Annotated in this window: 26 protein-coding genes; 4 read left to right on the plus strand and 22 right to left on the minus strand. The window is 27.1% G+C overall.

Annotated elements, in window-relative coordinates; genetic code table 11:
- Nucleotides 1–101: 101 nt before the first annotated feature.
- Genes BN1711_RS08245 through BN1711_RS08255 form a run of 3 tightly spaced genes read right to left on the minus strand, consistent with a single transcriptional unit; the run spans nt 102 to nt 3,376 of the window.
- Entirely contained in the window at nt 102–824 is a 723-nt protein-coding gene (locus BN1711_RS08245) for an ECF transporter S component (protein WP_243128234.1), read from the minus strand.
- 13 nt (nt 825–837) lie between these two features.
- Entirely contained in the window at nt 838–2,505 is a 1,668-nt protein-coding gene (locus tag BN1711_RS08250; protein ID WP_050607681.1) for an ABC transporter ATP-binding protein, read from the minus strand.
- Between the two features lie 37 nt (nt 2,506–2,542).
- Nucleotides 2,543–3,376, minus strand: coding sequence for an energy-coupling factor transporter transmembrane component T (locus BN1711_RS08255; RefSeq protein WP_082174088.1), 834 nt, complete (start codon nt 3,374–3,376; stop codon nt 2,543–2,545).
- Between the two features lie 212 nt (nt 3,377–3,588).
- Here BN1711_RS08255 and BN1711_RS08260 point away from each other — a divergent pair, with 212 nt between their 5' ends.
- Both BN1711_RS08260 and BN1711_RS08265 read left to right on the plus strand, forming a co-directional pair.
- A complete protein-coding gene (locus BN1711_RS08260; RefSeq protein WP_050607683.1) occupies nt 3,589–3,936 on the plus strand; it encodes a hypothetical protein in 348 nt (115 codons plus the stop codon).
- 299 nt (nt 3,937–4,235) lie between these two features.
- Complete coding sequence (locus BN1711_RS08265; protein ID WP_050607684.1) at nt 4,236–5,510, plus strand: D-alanyl-D-alanine carboxypeptidase family protein; 1,275 nt, start codon at nt 4,236–4,238, stop codon at nt 5,508–5,510.
- A 48-nt stretch (nt 5,511–5,558) separates the two neighbouring features.
- On the opposite strand, the gene BN1711_RS12280 is transcribed toward BN1711_RS08265, so the two are convergent.
- The 10 genes from BN1711_RS12280 to BN1711_RS08310 all read right to left on the minus strand — a co-directional run bounded on the left by BN1711_RS12280 (nt 5,559) and on the right by BN1711_RS08310 (nt 12,534).
- Nucleotides 5,559–5,720, minus strand: a complete 162-nt coding sequence (locus BN1711_RS12280) for a YvrJ family protein (protein ID WP_082174135.1) — start codon at nt 5,718–5,720, stop codon at nt 5,559–5,561.
- Nucleotides 5,721–5,769: 49 nt separating this feature from the next.
- A complete protein-coding gene (locus tag BN1711_RS08270) occupies nt 5,770–6,015 on the minus strand; it encodes a DUF2922 domain-containing protein (RefSeq protein ID WP_243128236.1) in 246 nt (81 codons plus the stop codon).
- On the minus strand, nt 6,008–6,232 hold the full coding sequence (locus BN1711_RS08275) for a DUF1659 domain-containing protein (RefSeq protein WP_050607685.1): 225 nt from the start codon (nt 6,230–6,232) through the stop codon (nt 6,008–6,010). Before BN1711_RS08275 ends, BN1711_RS08270 begins: the two co-directional genes overlap by 8 nt.
- A 199-nt stretch (nt 6,233–6,431) precedes the next feature.
- On the minus strand, nt 6,432–6,650 hold the full coding sequence (locus BN1711_RS08280) for a helix-turn-helix domain-containing protein (RefSeq protein ID WP_050607686.1): 219 nt from the start codon (nt 6,648–6,650) through the stop codon (nt 6,432–6,434).
- A 173-nt stretch (nt 6,651–6,823) separates the two neighbouring features.
- A complete protein-coding gene (locus BN1711_RS08285) occupies nt 6,824–7,561 on the minus strand; it encodes an amino acid ABC transporter ATP-binding protein (RefSeq protein WP_050607687.1) in 738 nt (245 codons plus the stop codon).
- 22 nt (nt 7,562–7,583) lie between these two features.
- Nucleotides 7,584–8,249, minus strand: coding sequence for an amino acid ABC transporter permease (locus BN1711_RS08290; RefSeq protein WP_050607688.1), 666 nt, complete (start codon nt 8,247–8,249; stop codon nt 7,584–7,586).
- 11 nt (nt 8,250–8,260) lie between these two features.
- Nucleotides 8,261–9,091, minus strand: coding sequence for a transporter substrate-binding domain-containing protein (locus BN1711_RS08295; protein WP_050607689.1), 831 nt, complete (start codon nt 9,089–9,091; stop codon nt 8,261–8,263).
- 35 nt (nt 9,092–9,126) lie between these two features.
- Entirely contained in the window at nt 9,127–10,302 is a 1,176-nt protein-coding gene (locus BN1711_RS08300; protein WP_050607690.1) for a MalY/PatB family protein, read from the minus strand.
- Nucleotides 10,303–10,589: 287 nt separating this feature from the next.
- Nucleotides 10,590–11,630, minus strand: a complete 1,041-nt coding sequence (locus tag BN1711_RS08305; RefSeq protein WP_050607691.1) for a DUF2804 domain-containing protein — start codon at nt 11,628–11,630, stop codon at nt 10,590–10,592.
- A 181-nt stretch (nt 11,631–11,811) separates the two neighbouring features.
- Nucleotides 11,812–12,534, minus strand: a complete 723-nt coding sequence (locus BN1711_RS08310) for a DUF3298 and DUF4163 domain-containing protein (RefSeq protein ID WP_243128237.1) — start codon at nt 12,532–12,534, stop codon at nt 11,812–11,814.
- Nucleotides 12,535–12,668: 134 nt separating this feature from the next.
- Between BN1711_RS08310 and BN1711_RS08315 the strand changes: the two genes are divergently transcribed.
- Nucleotides 12,669–13,118: a staygreen family protein gene (locus tag BN1711_RS08315; protein WP_050607692.1), complete on the plus strand. Its 450-nt coding sequence runs from the start codon at nt 12,669–12,671 to the stop codon at nt 13,116–13,118.
- Between the two features lie 784 nt (nt 13,119–13,902).
- Here the strand turns inward: BN1711_RS08315 and BN1711_RS08320 are convergent.
- The 5 genes from BN1711_RS08320 to BN1711_RS08340 form a co-directional block, all read right to left on the minus strand.
- A complete protein-coding gene (locus tag BN1711_RS08320) occupies nt 13,903–14,736 on the minus strand; it encodes an undecaprenyl-diphosphate phosphatase (protein ID WP_050607693.1) in 834 nt (277 codons plus the stop codon).
- Nucleotides 14,736–15,479 (minus strand): ABC transporter permease, encoded by a 744-nt coding sequence (locus BN1711_RS08325; protein ID WP_050607694.1) that lies wholly within the window; start codon nt 15,477–15,479, stop codon nt 14,736–14,738. Before BN1711_RS08325 ends, BN1711_RS08320 begins: the two co-directional genes overlap by 1 nt.
- Nucleotides 15,472–16,392 carry an ATP-binding cassette domain-containing protein gene (locus tag BN1711_RS08330; RefSeq protein ID WP_481128489.1) on the minus strand — a complete coding sequence of 307 codons (921 nt, stop codon included), beginning with the start codon at nt 16,390–16,392 and terminating at the stop codon, nt 15,472–15,474. The genes BN1711_RS08325 and BN1711_RS08330 overlap by 8 nt, the downstream gene beginning before the upstream one ends.
- Nucleotides 16,393–16,544: 152 nt before the next feature.
- Complete coding sequence (locus tag BN1711_RS08335; protein WP_050607696.1) at nt 16,545–17,159, minus strand: helix-turn-helix domain-containing protein; 615 nt, start codon at nt 17,157–17,159, stop codon at nt 16,545–16,547.
- Nucleotides 17,160–17,762: 603 nt separating this feature from the next.
- Nucleotides 17,763–18,596, minus strand: a complete 834-nt coding sequence (locus BN1711_RS08340; protein ID WP_050607697.1) for a pyridoxamine kinase — start codon at nt 18,594–18,596, stop codon at nt 17,763–17,765.
- Nucleotides 18,597–18,963: 367 nt separating this feature from the next.
- Here BN1711_RS08340 and BN1711_RS08345 point away from each other — a divergent pair, with 367 nt between their 5' ends.
- Nucleotides 18,964–19,446, plus strand: a complete 483-nt coding sequence (locus BN1711_RS08345; RefSeq protein WP_050607698.1) for a hypothetical protein — start codon at nt 18,964–18,966, stop codon at nt 19,444–19,446.
- Between the two features lie 43 nt (nt 19,447–19,489).
- Here BN1711_RS08345 and BN1711_RS08350 read toward each other — a convergent pair whose 3' ends face one another.
- From BN1711_RS08350 to BN1711_RS08365, 4 genes are all read right to left on the minus strand, one after another.
- Nucleotides 19,490–20,119: an ABC transporter ATP-binding protein gene (locus BN1711_RS08350; RefSeq protein ID WP_050607699.1), complete on the minus strand. Its 630-nt coding sequence runs from the start codon at nt 20,117–20,119 to the stop codon at nt 19,490–19,492.
- A 48-nt stretch (nt 20,120–20,167) separates the two neighbouring features.
- Complete coding sequence (locus BN1711_RS08355; protein ID WP_050607700.1) at nt 20,168–20,935, minus strand: ABC transporter permease; 768 nt, start codon at nt 20,933–20,935, stop codon at nt 20,168–20,170.
- Nucleotides 20,907–21,914: an ABC transporter substrate-binding protein gene (locus BN1711_RS08360; protein WP_050607701.1), complete on the minus strand. Its 1,008-nt coding sequence runs from the start codon at nt 21,912–21,914 to the stop codon at nt 20,907–20,909. Before BN1711_RS08360 ends, BN1711_RS08355 begins: the two co-directional genes overlap by 29 nt.
- A gap of 187 nt (nt 21,915–22,101) precedes the next feature.
- On the minus strand, nt 22,102–22,782 hold the full coding sequence (locus BN1711_RS08365; protein WP_050607702.1) for an N-acetylmannosamine-6-phosphate 2-epimerase: 681 nt from the start codon (nt 22,780–22,782) through the stop codon (nt 22,102–22,104).
- Between the last annotated feature and the right edge of the window lie 8 nt (nt 22,783–22,790).

Below are 22,790 nucleotides of genomic sequence, written 5' to 3' on the forward strand. Positions count from 1 at the left end.
ATAAATAAACCTAATATTGAACCCAAAGTTAAATCTAAGGCTAATATTAAATATTTTATTTTTTATTACTAATTTTAAACCCCAGTATAACTTTAAAGTTTTCATTCCTTTATATAGGTAAAATAAAGCCTTTTTTTAAATCGTGTTAAAACCTTTAAAAATTTATTATAAAATACCATAGAGAACAAAAAATTTCCTAAACTGTGCATTACATCTACCATAATACCTGATAGATAACTAAACAAAATAGACTGAAAATTTAAAACTTTTACAAAGCCTATTATATGCCACAGATTCATTATCCAATCAAACAAAAAACCATATAAAAAACATATTACTGAAAACTTTTCTACAGAAAGTTCCTTTTTTCTAATTCCTAGCAACCCAGATATAATCCCAACTATACCCCATGAAAGCATTTGCCATGGAGTCCAAGGTCCTTGACCTAAAAATATATTAGATATAAAAGCCGTTAAACTTCCTATTAAAAACCCCTCGTAAGGACCAAAAACATATCCAGATATAGCAACAATAAAAGTTGTAGGTTGCACATTAGGTATAGCCGCAAAAGGAACTCTAGCCACACCTGCAAAAGCACTTAAGGTAGCTATAATAGCCATTTCCTTTGTACCTAAACTGCTTTTTTCAAAATAAAAATAACTTATAACAAATATGGATATTATTCCTAGTGTAATAATTAAAGGAAATATTTCCCTGTTTCCATACCTAAAACCTAAAACTATAAGAACCAACATTATAAAAAACACTAATAAAGTTAATATGTTTCTTAATTTATTTTTATGAGTATATAATCTATAATTCAATTTTTTATCACCTTTAAAACTTTCTATAAGATGCTTTTAAATCCTCTAATGTAAATATATTTTCATCTATATTCCTAAATAATTTATTTATAGATGTTGTATAAAATATACCTTCTTTTAAAACCTTGTCTTTACTATCTAACGCCGTTACTTCTCCATTAAACATTACCATAACTTTATTTGAGATATTTGCTACAAAATTCATATCATGAGTTACTAAAATTATAGTAGTTCCCTCTTGATTTATTTCTCTTAATAAGTTTAAAAGCTGATTTTTAGCTTCTACATGGAGTCCCCTGGTAGGCTCATCTAAAAGAAGTATCTTAGGGTTTAAAACTAGCATGGAAGCTATTGCCACTCGTTGTTTTTCTCCTCCACTTATATCCCTTGGATTCTTATCTTTAATATTATAAATGTGAAGTTTTTTTAGAATTTTATCTATAATATCATAACTTTTTATATTAAAATTATCTAAGGTAAATTTTAATTCCTCATAAACCGTATCTTTAGAAATATAGTCTTGTGGGTTTTGTGATACATAAGCTACTATACTACTAAGTTCTTTCCTTTTATACTTTCTTAATTCTTTATTAAAAATCTTTATACTACCTTTATATTTTAAAATACCTGCTAAAAATTTTAAAAATGTGCTTTTACCTGCACCATTAGCACCTATTATAGATAAAACATCTTGTTTATGTACCTTTAGATTTATATCTTTTATCCTAAAATCATCTGAAGTATTTTTATAAGAATATTTTAAATCATCAATATCTATAATAACCTCTTTATTATTCTCGCATTTTATAATTTCACTATTATTCTCACATTTTGTAACTTCACTTTTTTCATAATATTTCAAAAAATTTTCTTGTAAATATTGTCTGGTTTCTTTAAAACTATATATATTATAAATCCCTAAACTCTTAAGAATATTTATATGCTGAGGCAAAAAATATTTTACTTTTTCATAATGCTTTATAAATTCTTCCGAAGTTCCATTAAAATCTAATTTTCCTTTTTTCATAAAAGCTATCTTATTTGCACATTCAAACCATTTTTCTATTCTTTGCTCTACAACTATTATAGTGATACCAAATTCCTTATTTATCTTCTTTATTATATTAACTATTTCTTCTTTGGATAAAGGATCTAATTGAGATGTAGGTTCATCTAATATTATACACTCTGGTCTATAAGCTAATGCTGAAGCTATACTAACCTTTTGTTTTTCTCCACCGGATAAACTATCTACATCTTTATAAGCTAAATGTAATATATTACAAAATTGTAAGGATTCCATAACTCTTCTTTTTATAATTCTTTCATCAAGACCTATGTTCTCAATACCAAAGGCTATTTCTCTATGAACCTTATTCATTATAATTTGCTTTTCCGGATGTTGAAATACTACGGTTATTTTTCCTTTTAGATCTTTGGGTAATATATTTTTTAAATTCTTACCTTCTATATAAATATTTCCTCTTATTTTACCACCATAAAAATTAGGTATACTCCCACATAAGCATTTAATTAAAGTAGATTTTCCAGAACCTGATTCACCACATAATAAAATAAAATCTTCTTTTTTTATCCTAATATTTATATCTTGTAAAGACCTATTATTGCATCCACCATAGAAATAACTTAAATTTTCTACTGTTATAAAATCCTTATTCATCTTATACCTTCCTTATTAAATAAATGCTTTATTTAAATTAAGCTACAATTATCAAAGATAAACTTAATATAGAAAAAGAAATAATTAAACTAGCTATGTTTAGTGCCATTATTAAATCTTCCAACACATATATATTAAACTTTAAATATCCTCTAATTAAAAAATACATAGAAAAGACTAATATAATACCACATAAAAAAATTAAGACATAATCCTTAATTTTAAATTTATCCCTTTCGTATACACTTCTTTTACCACTTAGAAAACCTCTTACAAAGGCAGACTCTCCTATATCAAAAGACTCTTCTAAAGAATCTTCTAAAAGTATAGAAAAAATAGGTATATAGGATTTTATTTTTTCTTTTAGAGTTTTACTTTGAAAATCCACACCTCTTATGATATATATTTCTTTTAAAGCCCGTATTCTCTGTTTCATGCTAGGAAATAATTTTAAAGCTATCATTAAGGTTAAAGTGCACTTAGGAATTATACTAGAAAAATATGATAGTGCTTTATCTGAATCTATCATTATAGAAAAACATATAAAGATATACATTATAATAAGTAACTTTAAAGACAAAATCAAAGCATATATTAAAGATTCTAAGGTTAATCTTCTTGAAAAAACTATAAAAAGAATCGTATTTCCTTGTTGAACAAAAATCATATTTACTATTATAGTCATAATTGAGAAAGGTATAAAATATATAAAACCCTTTTTAAGTTTTATTAAATTGTCTGTAGATAAAAATATAATTAAGCAAAATAAAAGTAAACTTAAAACTATAATAGGATTATCTGTTAAAAACAAAATTATAATAACTAATAAATTAGCTAGAATAGCTGTAAGTACATGAATATCCTTATTCATAAAACACTCCATTTTTACACAACAAAAAACATACTTGGAAAGTATGGTTGTTTTTTTAAAATTTTTCATTTTAACCATACCACTAATTCTGGTATTTTTCAATATTAAAAATTTATTTTGAAATAAGGGATTATTTATATAATATTAGGCAAGAATAATAATGGAAAATTTTTTAGTAGTGTTTTATTCATTTCATTAAAAGGAGTGTTTTCATGAATATTACAAGTATTTCTATATCTTATCTATTTTTAATACTAGGAATAATATCATTAGTATTATTTATTTACTTTAAAATAATAGTTTCAAATACTAATGAAGATAGTGACAATAAGGATAAAATTCTAGGAAATATGAAAGATCCTGAAGGGTGGAGAAGTAGAAATAATAAAATAGCTTATTTATCACTATTTTGGTGTATTGTATCATTAGCTATATTTATATATTTAAAATTTTTTATAATGCCTACTCTAATTTCAACAGTATACTTTTTAATATACGCTATTATAGTTATACTTAGTATTTTTTTAATAGGAAGAAGACAAAAAGAAAGAGATAATTAATCTTTAAATTTCATAAATTTTGCCCTTATGTTTTTGATTAAAATGGTAATCTTTAAATTGAAGATTCACTTTTACATCATAACATAAGGGTTTTTACTATAGTTGTTAATATAAACAGATTTAAAATATTTTTTAAACTATATTCTTCTTAAATTTAATATGTAATTATTACAATTAATATATTATAATTAAATATATTATAATTAAATATATTACAACTATATTGTTTGTAAAAAAAATTATTAAATGCTATACTAACAAAGTATTACAAGAATATAAAATTAAACGGAGCGATGACTATGAAAAATAAAAGAATTTCTTTAATAACTCTATTTATTTGTTTATTTGTTATAACATCTAATGTATTTGCAGCTTCAAATGATAATCCAACAATGCCTAATATTTATGCTAAAGCTGCCATAACCATTGATGTAAAAACAGGCGAAATAATTTATACTAAAGATATTGATAAAAAAATGTATCCAGCAAGCACCACAAAACTCTTAACAGCTCTTTTATTAGCTGAAAATAAGAAAAAAGATGATGCTATACCTTACACCGCTGATGCCAAAAAACAACCTGAATATTCATTAAATAAAAACATTCGCCCTATTGATTTAAATGAAACTATAAAGGCTAATGATGTAATGGATGGATTGTTACTTTTCTCTGGTAATGACGTAGCCTATATGATTTCGGATTCTGTAGGTGGAAATAGTAAAAACTTTGAAAATATGATGAATAACAAAATTAAAGAACTTCATCTAAAAAATACACATTTTGTTACTCCAAATGGACTACATAACGATAATCATTACACTACTCCTTACGATTTAAGTGTAATAGGTAGAACTGCACTTAAAAATCAATGGGTATATAATTCTTCTCATAAAAAAGATAGCATAGTTGCTACTTCTAAAGGTACTAAAATGCCTATAAAAAATAGAAATAAACTTTTAGGGGAAGATGGTTGTATAGCTGGCAAAACAGGCTTTACTAATGCTGCTGGCAGATGCCTTGTTGCTTTATTTGAAAGAAATGGAAGACAAATTCTCGGAGTAGTTATGGGATCTGTTTATGATGCTCACGACTCTTTTGTTTTTAATGATATGAAAAAAATAATGGATTGGAGTTATGGCACAAAACCTTCTCATTTATATAAAAAAGGAACTACTTTAAGTACAAAAAAAATAGCTTATAAGCCTTTAGGCTTTGTAGGACCATCAAAAACTATTGAAGTTCCTTTAATCTTACAAGAGGATGCCCTTTATTATAAAAATGATATAAATGATAAAGAAATTAAAAAGAATTTTAATATAGAAAATACATCATTTAATGCCCTTTGTGGTAAAAAGAACATAGGAACCTTAACTATACAGGAAAGAGAAACTAAAAAAACTTATTCTCTTTACTCATCTCTTTCTTCTAAACAAATATTTAAATACAATATGCCTTTTTATATAGCTACTGCTGTAGCTTTGATAGTTGTTATAGCTATAATATTTCTAATATTTAAGTTTAAACATAATATAAAACGAAAAAGAGATAGAAGAAAAAATAAGTATTGGTATTAAAATAAAAAAGTAGTGGAAAATTAATTTTCCACTACTTTTATACATTAATTATTCTTTATGCTCATCCTTTCTATTTACTATAACACTAGACAAATTGTTTATACTATTGGTTAAAATCTCTAATTTACTTTCTAGTCTTACTAATAAATATACAGATATAGCAATAGGGAAGCCTACATTTCCGACAACATTCATTATTTCATTTTCCATTTTCATATCACTCTCTTACAATTAGATTAAAGAACATTTTTAACTTAATTTATTTTACATTTATTTTCTTTTCTTCTTTATCTATTATAAAAGCAGAATCTTTTATTTTTAAGTCCCCACCTTTAGAGAAGAATATATTTTTATTTATTATAGTGTCCATTACTTCTGAAACTTTTTTTGCATCTATATTATCTTTTATATTGTTTATTGTTATAGAAGACTTTTTACCTTCTTCATTTAAAAACTTCATAACTAACATTTTAGACATTAAAAAAAACATTCCTTTCCTATTCATTTACTAAAGTATTTTTATCTTCTATCAATATTTCACTTATAGGATTTTCTAAAAAATCTTTAATTAAATTTACTACATCTAATACGTCTTGAAAGTCTGCGGAAATCTTTAATTTAGGCATTCTTTGGTATCTTATAATATCTTTACCTTTGTCATCAACCCCTGCAACATATTTTATAGCTAAGTTGCGTTCTTTTTTAACTAATTTTGCAGCCATATTATTAATCAGCTCCTTTAAATAATATGTATGTGATAAAATAAAAGAGGTATTATATTAATTTTCAAAAACTATATAAATTAGTATATAAAAAATAAAAAGTATGCCTCAAAAGCATACTTTTAGTTATTAATAAATTATAATTCATATATTTTTACTATAATATTATTTATTAAACATTTGTATTTTTAATATTGCTTTACCTTGAAACTAAGTCATCCAATTTACATCTTAAGATTTGAGATATTACAACTACCTTTTCAAAACTTGGATTTTTCTTATCTCCCCTCTCTAATTCTTCTAAATAGGATTTTGAAATAGAAGTACTAAACTTAGGGTTACGAGTAAGATTTTCGATGTCTTTAGTTGTATAACCTAATTTTAATCTAGTTTCGCGGATTTTTTCTCCATTTAACATACAAATCCTCCTTAAAATTGGTAAAGCATTATTTAATTTTATATTTTAATTATATAATAAATTAGGCTTATTTTCTAGTTTATATAAATCCATTTTTAGCTGAAAATAGTATAAATGAAATCTCAATCTTAGTTTATCATTAAGATTGAGATTTTTAATTATTGTTTTTATATTTACTTATTTTTAACTTGGTTTAAAAACTTAATAGTTCTCTCATTTTGAGGATTTGAAAAGATCTTGTCTGGAGATCCTTGTTCTACTATTTTTCCATCATCCATAAATATAACTCTATCTGCTGCACTTTTAGCAAAATTCATTTCATGGGTCACTATAATCATAGTAGTATTCTCATCTGCTAAATTTTTAATAACTGACAAAACTTCTCCTACAAGTTCAGGATCTAAAGAAGAAGTAGGTTCATCAAATAACATTATTTTAGGTTCTACAGCCATTGCCCTTCCAATCCCTACTCTTTGCTGTTGTCCTCCAGACAGCTTGGATGGATAATAATCCTTTTTATCTTCTAACCCTACTACTTGTAATATATTTAGTGATTTGTTTTTTGCTTTATCCTTGTTCATTCTTTTTACTACTATTAGAGGTTCCATTATATTTTCCAAAGCAGTTTTATTCTTAAATAAGTTGTAACTTTGAAATACCATAGAAGTATTCATTCTAAGTCTATTAATTTGATCTTTTGTAGCTTTTTCTACATCAACCTTTAAATCTCCTATTTTTATTTTCCCTTTATCAGGTTTTTCTAAAAAATTTATACACCTTAATAGTGTAGATTTTCCTGTACCTGATGGTCCTATAATAACAAGTACCTCTCCTTTTTTTATATCCAAATCTATTCCCTTTAAAACCTCTACTCCATTAAAACTCTTATGTAAATTCTCTATTTTTATCATTTACACCGCCATCCTCTACTAACTAATAAGATTTACTCATTTTCTTTTCTATTACTTTTTGTAAATATCCAAAAATACTAATAATAATCCAATAAATCATTATCACTGCAGTAAAAGATTCTAAAAATCTATAACTTGAAGCTCCCTCACTTTGGGCTACTGCCATTATTTCTGTAACCCCTAAAGTAAAAGCTAAAGCTGATCCCTTTATTATATCTATAAAGCTATTAGATAAAGCTGGTATCGCTACCCTAGCTGCTTGTGGAAAAACAATTCTTTCCATGGTCTGAAATGGAGTCATACCTATAGATAAACTTGCCTCTATTTGCCCTTTATCTACTGAAGAAATAGCCCCCCTTAAAGTTTCTGACATATAAGCAGATGAATTAAATGCTAATCCAATAACTGCCGCCATCATAGCAGTCATTCCTTTTAAGCTAGGAATTAATTGTACTACCCCAAAATACAGAAAAAACAACTGGGCAATTAATGGTGTTCCTCTAAAAAATGATACCCAAATCTTAGTTATAGGATTTAAAAATTTAATCCTTAATTCATTAGCTAAAGCTATAACTATTGCAAGAATTAAACCTAGAATTAAAGCTGATATAGAAATTTTTAAAGTTACTTTTAAATATTTAATCATTAATGGAATTAAATTAGTAAAATATTGTACATCAAATTTCATAAATTTATCACCTAATTCTTTTTGGTTGTATCAAGCTTGAACCATTTTTCAGATAGTTTGGTTAATGTACCATCTTCTTGCATACTATTTATTGCCTTATTTACATCCTTGACTACACTCTTGCTTTTCTCTTCTCTTCTAAATGGATATTGATTTATTTCATAAACATATTTAGGATCATATAATTTTAAATCCATTTTTTCTTTTTCTATAACAGTTTTAGCTTTAACTGTCCCAATCCATGCCGCATCTAATCTTCCTATTTCTACGTCCTTTTCCATTGGGGTTTGATCATAAGTTAATATTTGTAAATCTAATCCCTTTTCTTTGTTCAAATTTTTTAAAGTTTTTTCCCCATTACCACCTAAAGTACATCCTATCTTTTTACCTTTGAAATCTTCTATACTCTTAATATTCTTGTCTTTTGTAACTACAAAACTATATCCACTATAAGCATAAGTTTCAGTAAAATCATATTTTTCTTTTCTTTCTGGTGTAGTTGAAATTTGGTGAGCAACTGTATCTATTTGCGATGAATCTAACATACCAAATAATCCACTAAATTTAGATTGTTTAAATTCAATTTTATAACCAGATCTTTTACCTATTTCATTCCAAATGTCAATTTCAAATCCTTGTAACTTCCCACCTTCAGTATAACACCATGGATAATAATCCGGTGATGTTCCTACTCTTATTACCTTTTCTTGAGAATCAAAATTCTTATTCTTTGTAGCATTTGTAGCATTTGTAGCATTTGAATTACTAGAACTACATCCTACTAATAATCCAACTAAGCTTACTAGTCCTAGTATAATTAACCCTAATCTTTTCTTCTTCATTTATAATCCCCCTATTCTATTTAAAGTTATTAAATTTAAATATCGTTTATAGCCTTTTCCATTTTCACTAGTGCTTTCTCTAATATGCCTCTTGGGCAAGCTATATTCATTCTTTCAAATCCTTCTCCTGCCTGTCCAAATATATATCCCTCATCAAAGGCTACTCCTACATCCTTAAGCATAAATTCCTTTAACTTATTTATATCCATATTAAGGTCTCTACAATCTATCCATAATAAATATGTTCCTTCCGGTTCTATTACTTTAAGCTTAGGAATTTTTTCATTTATGAATTTTTTTACAAATTCTTTATTTTCTTTTAAATAATCTAAAAGTTCATTTAACCACATTTCTCCATGGGTATATGCTGTTTCACAAGCTATATATCCAAACAAATTAAGACGATTTATCCCTAAGTTTTCTAATGTTAACTCATACTCTTTTTTTAACTTATCATTAGGTATTATAATATTAGAAGTTTGCAATCCTGCTAAATTAAAAGTTTTACTTGGTGCTGTACAAGTTATTGATGCATCTCTAAATTCCTGGGAAATAGATGCAAATGGAGTATGTTTATACTCTTTATAAACTAAATCTGAGTGAATTTCATCTGAAATAATTAGAACGTTATGTTTTATACAAAGTTCCCCAACTTTTATCAATTCTTCCTTCGTCCATACTCTTCCTGTAGGATTATGTGGACTACAGAGTATCATTAATTTAACCCTAGAATCTGATAATTTAACATCTAAATCTTCAAAATCTATTTCATATCTATTACCATCAAACTTTAGAGGATTATCAACTATATGACAACCATTATTTTCTATACACTTAAAAAATGGATAATATATAGGCTTTTGAATAACTACTTTATCACCTGGATGAGTAAAAGTTCTTATTAAGGCACTTACTGCCATTACTACTCCTGGACTTAAAGTAATCCATTCCTTTTTTATATTCCATCCATGACGATTTTTCATCCAATTTATTATAGCATCATAATAAGAATCTGAATTACTAGAATATCCATAAATTCCATGCTTAGCCCTTTTTATTAAAGCTTCTGTAACTTCTGGAACAGTTTCAAAATCCATATCTGCAATCCACATAGATATAACATCCTCATGACCTAATAGCTTCTTATTAAAATTCCACTTTATACAATTAGTTTTATCTCTTTTAACTATCTTATTAAAATCATATTTCACTATTATCCCCCCTAATATGTTTTAGATTTTAAGATTAAGTTTTTCATTTTTCTAGGCATTAGTACCAAATCTGTTAAACTTCGATAATTTAACCTTCATATATAATAACATAAGCTCAATTATTAGTTAAATAATTAATAATTATAGCTTATCTATGAATTTATAATTTTTCCTTATACTTTAAGAGTTATAATATATATCAAAAATTCTAAGTATAAATTTATATTGAAATATTAAAATAAAAGTAATAAACTTAAAAAGCTTATTACTTTTATTTTAATATTACTTTACCATTTAGCATAATGCTCTTCTGCACAACCTCTTAAATCGTTTACATTGATAACATTCCCTTGTTGATCCTTTATGTATCCTGAAAATTCCCCAATCATTTGATGTACTTTAGAATTTAATATTATAGCATTTGTTTCTGCTAATCTATCATAAAAAGGTGTGAATTTTAAACTTACTTTATCAGAAGTTTCTGTAGTTATACTCCATGGTTTCATTAAATTATTTTCATCGTAATGATATATAACTTTTTCACTAATCTTTATTATCTTACCGTTTATAAATAAAGCATTTTCTGTAATCCCTGTTCCATCTGTCCATTTTGCTCCTAAATTAAAACCTACAGTTCTACCATCCTGAATACCTGAAGCAGTAGCCCAATTCCACATTATTTTAAAAGGCCATACACCTCTACCAAAATCTAATCCTGCAAAACTATCATTTGTATGAAATATATACTTCTTATTATTTAATATTATTTGCCCTTCTACTGGAAGACAAGTTTGTTTTGAGGTGAATTGAAATTTACTTTTGCTCCAAGGTATTACTACATTTAAAGTTTCCTGTTCTTCATTATAGTGAACTTTAAAATTTGCAGTTAGATTTCTACCATTAAAGTTTTTACATTCTGTTATTATATTCATTATTTTTTTATATTTATTCCACCTAAAAAATATATTCATTTTATTGTGATAAAATTCTGTAGTGTCTAATACTTTATCTGGTAGAGAGCACCCTTTACCTAGAGGACAAATTAAAGTTTTTTCTATAAATTCCCCTGTATTAAAATCATAAAAATAAGCAAATACCATCCCTAAGTAATCCACGTTAGATATAGTTACAGAAAATAAACAATCTTTATTAAGCATATACCAATAATTCCATTTCTTCTTCCTAAACTGATGATATTTTAGATTACAGTTTATTATAGGATTTCTGCTCCATCCTATACTTCTTGCTTGTAAATTTCCCCTATCATCACAAAGATTTGTAGCTTTAAACAACTCTCTTTCCTTAAAATAATCCCCGTTATTTTTCATAATCTTAACCTCATCCCCTAATATATTTATTAAAAAGAATAAGTATAGTATATATACTAATTTATTTGTAAAAATATATCATTTATTTCAATTATAACATTTATATCTTAAATTTAAAACACAGTAATATATAATATTTATTTTTATTATATACTACTGTATTTCTTAAATAATTAGAACTTTATAACAACTTTTGTATAGGACTTGCAGGTCCTAGCAGATTTAATATATCTTTGTACGGAATTGGAATTTTAAATAATCCATAAGCATATGGAGTATAAGTATAAACTTGGTAATAAATAACAAGTTCCGTAGGAGTTAAATAAAATTGTTGATTTTTATCAATACCTTTATATTCTTCTAATATAGGTATATCATTTTGTTTTATATATTCTCTTACTTTATCTTCTAATATAGGTTTATAATTTATTCTTGTAGTAAACAAATCGTTAAAATTATAAACTTTTCCTGTATCTAAATCTATAGTAATTGAAGAGTATGCTGTATATCCATGTGCTCCTCCTGTATAAGTATATATACCAAATAATATACTTAACAGTCCTCTTTTATTTAAAGGCATTTCATAAAACTCTATAACTTCTATAAAATTTACCTTTTCTGGAAGCAAAACTTGTTCCTTGAACAAATTAGAAACTTCATTTATTATTTTATTATTTATAATTTTCTTTAAAGAATCATTTCTAATGTTTTCTACAAAGGGATAGGTTATTTTGAAGTTATCTGGTGATAATATTTGTTCATTAATTTTAGCTTTATTATATGTTTTTTTAGAATTTATAAAATTATTTTGCTTATATTTAATATCCATACTATCATATTTGTAAGAATCCATATTTTTATAATATCTATAGAATGGACAATAGTTATATGGGGAAAAGAACATAACAAATTCTCCTTATTATATTACTCTTATTATTATATGAAATTTTAAATTAAAAAGTGAATTTTTCCAGATAAATTTTAACTAAAATCGTGCTTTATTCATATTATATAAAAAGTAATTTATCAGGAGATTTTATGAGAAAATTAAATCCCAAAAAATTGCATGTAGAATTTAGAGATAATGTTACAAAAACAGAACCTATCTTAGGAAGAAAATATACCCTAACACATTCAGACACTACTGGAGAATTGTTTTTAACTGTAGGTATGAATTATGCATACAACAAAATTACCCTAACACGAGATGAAGTTTTAGTCACTTTTAAAAAAACAAATAATGGATATATGCTATTAGGAAATGTTTGTATAGATGGAGTTTATCCTTCTATTTATAAATCAAATTATAGACGTAATATATTTATGAAAGAATTACCTCTTGCTTTGGAATCTATAATTTATGGGGATAAAGAGTTTTTTAAAGCTCATAAAGATTTATATAATTCGCCTATATATATAATCTTTAATTCTATGTACCCTTGGATAAATAATACTTATTATTTTGGTACACCAAAACTATATAAATAAAAATCTATACCTTAAAATTATATAAAAAATAAGGAGATAAATAAAATTTATCTCCTTATTTTTTAATCTTCTCTAAACTATGGGGGATATTTTAGAGGGATTCTTTTAGCTTTTAGCTTATTTATATTATAACCACTTTTTATTAATTTATTATTAAACTTTAAATAGAAATACCGATTATCCACATAAACAATATATTTATCAGTAACTCAACAACTAAAAAGCATTAATTTTACCACGAATTTACCACAAATGAATAAATAATTCTTGATATGACGATAAAAAACAAAGGGAGACTTCACTAAACTGTATATCTCCCTTTCTTCATCAACGCTCATACTGACTGCATAGCTCTCATGGTAAAAGGGACGCAAGCATAATTTAGATATATTTGTTCTGCTTTCTTTCATTTAATAATACTTGTAGCCTTCTTAAACCTCTATTTCTTCTGGAATAAAGATCTAACTATTTTACTTCTGACATATCACAGAACAACAACTCACGTTTAGAAGGTGTAGTAAGCTGTCTCCTATGGTTTTTTATGGCACCTTTTATAACAATCATCATCAATGCTTAAAATTCTAATCTGATGATTTACTCCCTTTCTGCCGATAGCTGAAATATATAAGCATAAATATTCTATTTTCTTTTAATAGTAATACCATTTATACCATCCCTATGAAAACAATATAAAGAGAGATTAATGACAAAAAAGCCCGTACAATCATAATGTTTGTACGAGCTAAAGAAATAGCATATTTAGTTAACAAGTGTTGTATATAAACTATTGCATTAAAAACATGAGAAGCACAGTTATACCTAATACAATTCTATACCAACCAAATACCTTAAAATCACGTTTTTTAATAAAGCTCATTAGAAATTTAATTACAAGGACAGACACTATAAATGCTACAATCATACCAATGACAAGTGTAAGCAGTTCCGTGCTTGTAAAGTTAACTCCAAATTTTAACAGCTTCAAGGCACTTGCCCCAAGCATGGTTGGTACAGCAAGAAAGAATGTAAATTCTGTTGCGGCTACCCTTGACACATTAAGCAGCAAAGCACCTATAATCGTCGCACCTGACCGAGATGTTCCTGGAATTAGCGATAGCACTTGAAATGCTCCAATCATCAATGCTGTTTTATAGCTGATGTAAGAAAGTGTCATAGTTGCAGAAGTACGTTTTTTATTCCAATTTTCAACGATAATAAACAACACACCATAAAAAATTAACATTATTGCAATTACAATTGGCGTATGAAAATGAGCATCCAAATAATCATCAAATAGAAATCCCATAATAGCTGACGGTACACAAGCTACCGCAACCTTAAACCACAGCGAAAAAGTATACTTTTTAACAATCGGTTGTGATTTATCCTCAAATTGAAATGGAAACATTTTTCCCCAAAACATAACGACTACTGCAAGTATAGCTCCAAACTGAATAACAACAAAAAACATTTCCTTAAACGCTTCGCTCATATTAAGAGCAATAAACTCGTCCACAAGGAGCATATGACCTGTGCTGCTGATGGGCAACCATTCCGTAATTCCCTCTACAATCCCAAGAAATATGACTTTTAAAATTTCAGCAAAATCAAGTAACATTATTTCAAATCCTCCTTTTTAAAATAGTTAAATGTTAATAGAAATCCACCTAAAGATACAAATGCAATGATTGCTAAAGGAATTGAGTAGCCTGTGCTTTGCATTTTTCCCTTTACCAAAAAGAATGTAGCTGTCCATGGATAAAACGCTCCAAATTTTTGATTAGAAAGTGCTACACTCCCCATAATACTAACCGCACAAGCAATCACAGGTGCAACAAATCCCTTTGTTTTATGGGCGATATAAGTAAATGGAGAAAACGTTAAAAACATAAGCATATTGCCAAGTAAAAACTTGAATAGCCATTCAATAGCAACAAATAAGTTATATTCCTCCATAACAAAAACGGCATGATATATTCCTAATAAAGTGAATATGCCTACCCATGTTACAAAGGTGAGCATAACAATCCAAAGAAACAGAGTACAAAACTTACCAAGTAATAGTTTTGTTCTTGAAATCGGTATTGGCAGTATAGTCTTAAATGTATTCTCTGTATACTCACGGCTAAATAAATAAGCAGTGATTACAACATAAATCATCATATTGGTTAACAGCATCATATACGGCAAACTGTTATCATAGATGTTAGCCAATGTAAAAACACGTTCTGGATGCTGAAAGTGAGTTTGAAGGGCTTCAACTAACATCAGAAATGGTGTAGACATAACACCTAAAATGCTGATAAGTACCATTTTTGAATGTTTTAATTTTGATAATTCACATGAAATAAGATTAAGCAATTCCGCTACCCCCAATCAATCCTGAAAAATAATCTTCCAAGTTTTCTTCGTCTGCACTTACACTTGTTACAAACAAACCATTTTCTACAAAAGTTTTGTTGATTTCCCCAGAGTTATGAGTAAAGTCATAGACTTTTATTGTATTGTCCTGTATTGAATAATCTGTAATCTGATAGTGATTTTCTAATATTTCTGCGGCAGCTTTTACGTCAGTTAACTCAAATTTTATATATCTGCGATTGCGTTTGTGAAGTTCTGCCATGTCAACTTCCTCAATCAATCGCCCCTCATGCATAATACCGATAATATCTGCAATTTGTTCTATCTCACTTAAAACATGACTTGAAATGAAAATGGTTGTACCTTTGCTGTGACTTAACTTAGAGAGAAGTGAGCGGATTTCAGAAATACCAATAGGGTCAAGTCCGTTTATTGGTTCATCCAGTATCAGTAATTCAGGTTCGTGCATAATCGATGCTGCAATACCAAGACGCTGCTTCATTCCCAAAGAATAGTCTGCAAACACTTTGCTTGTTTCCTTATGTAATCCAACAATGCGAAGTGCCTCCTGCACCAAATTTTTATTGAGCTGTCCTCGCAATTTGGCAATAATTTTTAAGTTCTCCCACCCTGTCAAATTATTATAGAAACCTGGCGTTTCTATAATAGAACCTATTTTTCCGTAAAGGATATGGGCATGTTCTTTGTTACTTGTGCTAAATAATCGAATTGCTCCTTCAGTCGGATAAACAAGCTGTAAGATCATTTTCATTGTAGTAGTTTTTCCTGCTCCGTTTCTACCTAGTAAACCGTAGATTTTACCTTTTGGCACGTGAATATTGACCTTATCAACAACGGTAGTAGTTCCATATTGTTTAGTAAGGTTTTCTGTTTCGATAATATATTCCATAATTATCATCCCTTTCTGTGGGTCACTGTTTATACTTACCACGAATTTATTATCTGTCCCCAAATAATAAAAACCAAGATATTTACCGTCACAATAAAAAAAAGCCCTGACACTTATCGTGTCAGAGCCTATTTTTCAAAGGTTTATAGGGTTTTTTATTTAACTTTGAATTCCTTTATCAACAAAAAAATTTTCATTATAAAAAACAAAAATAAGAAAGCTGTAACATATGGTTCTTTGGCTGCACTAAAGAAAAAAACAGCTGCAATACTTAATGTGATAGATAATTTTGAAGCAATGCCACTCCATACCTCTTTATTAAAGTGAGTAAGGGTAAGCTTAGAAATACCAATTCCAATTATAGCAATAAAAGTACCCCAATAGATGATAAGATTCATCATGGTCGTTTCGGTAAATGAGAATAGATTGACCAAATAAATATAACCGTCTTCTGTTTTCCCATATAGTGGTAGAAAGATGAATATAATCGCCATTACATCCAATATCCCTATAAGAAGGCCATAAATCTTTTTAAGATTGGAGCTATTTTCTGTTTCAGCAAGGGCAACCACTTCTTCCCCTGACAATAGTTCATCTATTGAAACAGAAAAAAATTTAGAAATACATTTTAATGACTCAATATTAGGATATCCTTTTCCGCTTTCCCATTTTGAAATTGCTGTTCTAGATACATATAATTGCTCAGCAAGCTGCTGTTGTGTTAAATTTTTTTGTGTCCTAAGCTGTTGCAATTTTTCGTTAAATTCCACTCGTTTTTCTCCCCTCTCGCTGGCTTTTCAAACGTCTGTCATCGGCTTTTCTGTATCTTTTGGTATCATTCATATATGACTAAAACCATAAGTTTTCTTCACAAAGTTTTTATACTCGTCGCTCTGGAACATTCCATTTTGTCGCAACTTCTAATACTGATATTTATTCCATAGGATAGATATCCTATTGTGCTTGATTGTATTTATTATATACGGAAATAAGAATGATAGCAATAAACATTTCTCAATATAAAATGCTTATAGATTACCCTACAGCATTACGGAGCAAGTCCATTTTCATTTATCTTACGATCATCCAGTTATCTGTTTTATGTAGAGTCAACTCATATAGTGAAATTTGTACTGTCTTTGTTCACCTTAGAAAGGCTGAAATGGTAAGTGTGATTGCGTAATAAATTTACCACTTTTGAAAGGCAAGATATGAGTATTTATGATAAGAAACATGAAGTATCTACCGATAATAAAGACGCCCGCAAAGCCCACATAATAAGGCTTTGCTGACATATGAAAAGTTATAAAAAAATAATGAAAAACTTATTCTAAGTTTAAATGAATTAAAATAAAAAATTTATTTTAATTAAATTATAGAATCTTATGTAAAACTTTTTCTAAAATCATACCATCTCTATGTGGAAAATCATATTGCAAACTTATTTTTATTCCTGAATCTATAAAATCTATCGCTTTATCTACAGCTTTTTTTATATTATATTCTTTTAGCATACTTCCAACTATAACACTAGTAAATGCATCTCCTGTTCCTTGAAAATCTGCATCTAATTTAGGATTTTGTGCTAAATGAACATAATCTTTTTCTTTATCATAACAAGCAGTAGTTATTACATTTTCTTCTAAAGGCACGCTAGTTATAATAACTAATTTAGGACCAATTTTAGAAAGACTTTTAAGCATATTTATTAACTCATTTTTATCTAATTTTTCATCAAATTTTTTATTTAATATATAACAAGCCTCTGTATAATTAGGAGTAATTAAATCTGCGAGCCTTATAAATTTTCTCATATCATTAACCATTTGAAAATCTATACCCTTATATAAAGTATAATCATCTCCCATTACAGGATCTATAGCTACTAGAGTATCTAGTGTCTTGAATTCTTTTATAAATTTAGAAATTATATTTATCTGATGTACTGATCCTAAATATCCACTATATATACAATCGAATTTTAAGTTTAATGACTTCCAATGATTTATATACTCTTCCATAGATGAAGTTAAATCTATTATTTTAGGGCTACCAAATCCACCTGTATGAGTTGATAGGACAGCTGTTGGAATAGGACACACCTGTGATCCCATAGAAGATATTATGGGTATTACCGTAGTTAATGAAGCTCTACCATAACCTGAAATATCATGTATAGCTGCTACTTTCTTTAAGTCCAATTTCATTTTTCCATCTCCTAGATTTTTATAAATAATTTACGCTATTAACTATAGTATAATATTACAAAATACTGTAGCATTAATCAACTACAATAATAAAGATATTTAATATACAAATTCACAAAAACAACTCATTTTTGTTAAAGTGCAACAATTATGTTATAATACTTATATAGAGATAAAGGTTAATGTTATTGATATACAGATTTATATCAATATAGCGCGGTTAGATTATTGATATTATTACCACCTTCACTAAGGTGGTTTTTTGTATAATAGAAATTTATGCCTATTTATCCTTCAATCCTAATATTCCCACATAGTTAAAACTTGAATAAAAATATCAATTAAATAAAAAGGAGCGTTTTTTATTATGAGAAGAAATTATAAACTAAAAAAAACAATAACTATGAAGAAATTTATTGAAGAATTCAGTGAAAGTTTCTCTGAACATATGGAAAAAAGATTAATGGAGCTTGAAGTAAGAACAGTTTTAACAAGAAATGAAAATAAAAATATCTTGGATATAAAACATGTTGAGCATACAAAATACGATTGTGATTCTAAAGATACAAAAAAAGAATATGTTTATGGGGAACTTATAGTAGTTGAAGATATGTTATATTTTGCAGATAGTTGCGTGGATGATGCTAAAGTTATGCAATCTCCTGTTGTTGATACTATATACAATTCTTTAGATAACAATGGTATGATATTATATGAAAATGTAAACTGTAAAAAAATAGATGATAGCAATATAGATTTTGTAGTGGATTCTCTTCTTTCAGAGTGTCCTGACGTATCTGAAAGATATATTAAAATTGTACGTGAAATGCTTGCTCATGAAAAAAAATAATTAGTTTAATATAGTAAAATAATTAAATATTCTGGTTCACATTTTATACTTCAATTAAATGTGAACCATCTTTAAAATAGTAGGTTTCATGAGCTAAAGCCTTTGCTTCATTAATATCATGAGTTACTAATATACCAGTTCTGTTATCATATTTTAGAATTTGCTTTAGTTCTTTTATTATTTCATTTTTAAGATTAATATCAAGTCCCTTAAAAGGTTCGTCCATAAGGATTAAACTACTTTTATGACAAAAAGCTCTTGCTATAGCTACTCTTCTTTTCATCCCACCACTAAGTTCTCTTGGGAACTTATCCTTATGTTCCTTTAGTTTTACCAAGTTTAAATATTTATATACCCTTTCATCAATTTCTTTTTTGTTCATATAAGATTTCAAAACAAAAGCTATATTTTCATGCACCGTAAGCCACGGTATTAATATATCTTCTTGAAATATATAACTTATATTTTTGCACCTTGTTATTAAATTTCCTTTATCTAAACTTTCTATACCAGATATAATATTTAACAAGGTAGTTTTTCCACAACCTGAAGGTCCTAATATACCTGTAATATGATTTTCAATAAAATCTATATTTAATCCTTCAAATACTTTCTGCTTTTCATAATTTTTATATCCATTTATTATTTGTACTGTATAAACGCTATCTTTCATATATTTCTCCTAAATACTATATTAATCTTCTAATCTATAAAATCATTTTTAATATTTAGATTTTTTATTTATATAATGTTTAAAAGACATTTCAAATATAAAGCTTAACAAAACAACTACTATAGTCCACGCAAAAAGCTCTTCTGTTTCTAAAGTCGCTTTAGCATTAAAAAGATTTAACCCTATAGAATACCTAGGTGTACTTAAAACCTCAGATGCTACACAAACTTTCCATCCAATACCCAAACACATAAGTATACCAGATATTATATATTGTTTTATAGAAGGTATATAAATATCTTTTAATATATGTATCTTTTTTACTCTATAAATTTGTGACATAGTAATTAAATCTTTATTTACAGATTTTATTCCTAAAAGTACATTAGTATATATAATAGGAAAGCACATTAATATAGTTGTAAATAGAGCTACATTAGAAGATTTAAACCAAACTAATGCAATTATTATAATAGACATAACCGGAGTAGCCTTTATAATTACTATTAAAGGCTCTAAAAACTCTTCCAAAAACTTATTAAGTCCTGATATTATGCCTAAAACTATACCAAATATTATAGATATTATAAGTCCAATTATAACCCTAGTTATGCTTTTAAATACACTTATCCAAAAGTATCTTTTTCCCATAAGATTGATTAAAGTTTTAAACACATTAAAAGGTGATGGAAGTAAGATATCCTTATTTATAATAAGGGAGCAAAGCTCCCATATTATTATCCAAAATAATACTATAAAAAATTTCTTTAAAAGCTTAGATTTATCTTTATTTAGCTTTGTAATAGAATTTTTCATCTGGTAGTCTTCCTCCAATAGATTTTGGATTACTCTCCTTTAAAACATTATAAAATTTCTCCAAAGAATCCTTTGCATCCTTTGCAGATATAAATACTATGTTACATTTTGGAATGGCTACTTCCGCTACTTTCGCTTTCGGAATTATACCTTGCTCTTCTATAAGTTTACTAGCTTCAATTTTATTATTATTTACAAAATCCACAGATTTTTTATATCTGTCTAAAAACTTGTCTACATCTTTTTCTCTCTTATCTATAAAATCTTTTCTAAATATTAATGTACCCATCACTAACTTGCCATTACCTTCAGATACTTTTTCCCATTCTTTTGATAAGTTAATTGGTACATTAAGGTCTTTATCTTTTATTTTTGTTGTAGTTACAAAAGGTTCTGGTAACACTGCTACTTTAGCTTCCTTTGATGCTACTAGATTTGCTAAATCACTATGTTGGGCTTTATATTCAATTTTAACATCCTTATCTAATCCATTTTTCTTTAATATATAATTTAAAATATATTCAGGCGTAGCTCCCTTACCACTTGCATAAATAGTTTTACCTTTTAAATCCTTTATGTCTTTTATGGTATTACCATTCTCTACAATATATAAAACTCCTAATGTATTAACTCCAACCAATTGCACTTCTCCCTTGGTTTTATTATATAAGATAGATGCTAAATTAGATGGAACTGCTGCTACATCTACTTCTCCATTTATAACTTTAGAAACTATTTGATCTGGAGAATCAAATAAAGTAATATCATAATCCTCTGAATTTTCTTTTATAAGCTTTGCCATGCCCATACCTGTAGGACCTTTTAAAGTTGCTATTTTTATTTTTTCCTTTTTAGTTTCATTATTAAATTGTTCTTTAGTTGTTTCCTCCTTTTTAGGATTGTTTGAACAACCTACAGCAAATAATGTTGAAATTATCATCATCATCGCCACAAGCATTAAACTAACTTTTTTTTTCATAATATCCCTCCCATTTTTATAAATTCATTATTTAAATTAAACAATTTGAAATTAATATATTTACATACTATTTTACCACTTTCTTTTAAATTTTTTAATGATTTTTAAAAGTAGTTTTATTAACTAATTAAAGGTTAAGAAATAAGACCTTAATCTTACCTCTTAACCTTTAATTAATAGATCAATACTATTTAATTTCTTCTACAAATTTCTTAGTTATTAATTGTGGTCTTGTAATTGCACTACCTACAACTACTGAGTGTACTCCAATTTCTAAGCATCTTTTTACCTTTTCTGGAGTATTTATATTTCCTTCTGCTATTACAGGAACTTTTACTTTACTTAATATTTCCTTTATAATTTCAAAATCATTTTCATTTATATGCAAATCTTTAGTATATTCTGTATATCCAACTAAAGTAGTAGCCACAATATCAAAACCTAATTCACTTGCTTTTATAGCTTCCTCTATATTAGATGAATCCGCCATTAAAATTATATCTGGATATTTATTTCTTATTTCTTTAACAAAATCAGTTAAAGTTACTCCATTAGGTCTTAATCTATCTGTAGCATCTATAGCTATTATATCAGAATTAACTTCTACAAGTTCATCTACCTCTTTCATTGTTGGAGTAATATAAACCTCTGAATCTTCATACTCTCTTTTAACTATACCTATAACAGGTAAATCAACATTTTTCTTTATTTCTTCTATATCTTCTTTAGTATTGGCTCTTATACCTATAGCTCCACCCATGTAAGCTGCTTTAGCCATTCTGCCCATTATAAAAGAACTATGAAGTGGCTCATTTTCAAGAGCTTGACAGGAAACTATAAGTCCGCCTTTAATTTTGTCTAATACCATTGTATCCC

Origin of the sequence: Clostridium niameyense, assembly GCF_001243045.1 — a bacterium.
Taxonomy (GTDB): Bacteria; Bacillota; Clostridia; order Clostridiales; family Clostridiaceae; genus Clostridium_F; species Clostridium_F niameyense.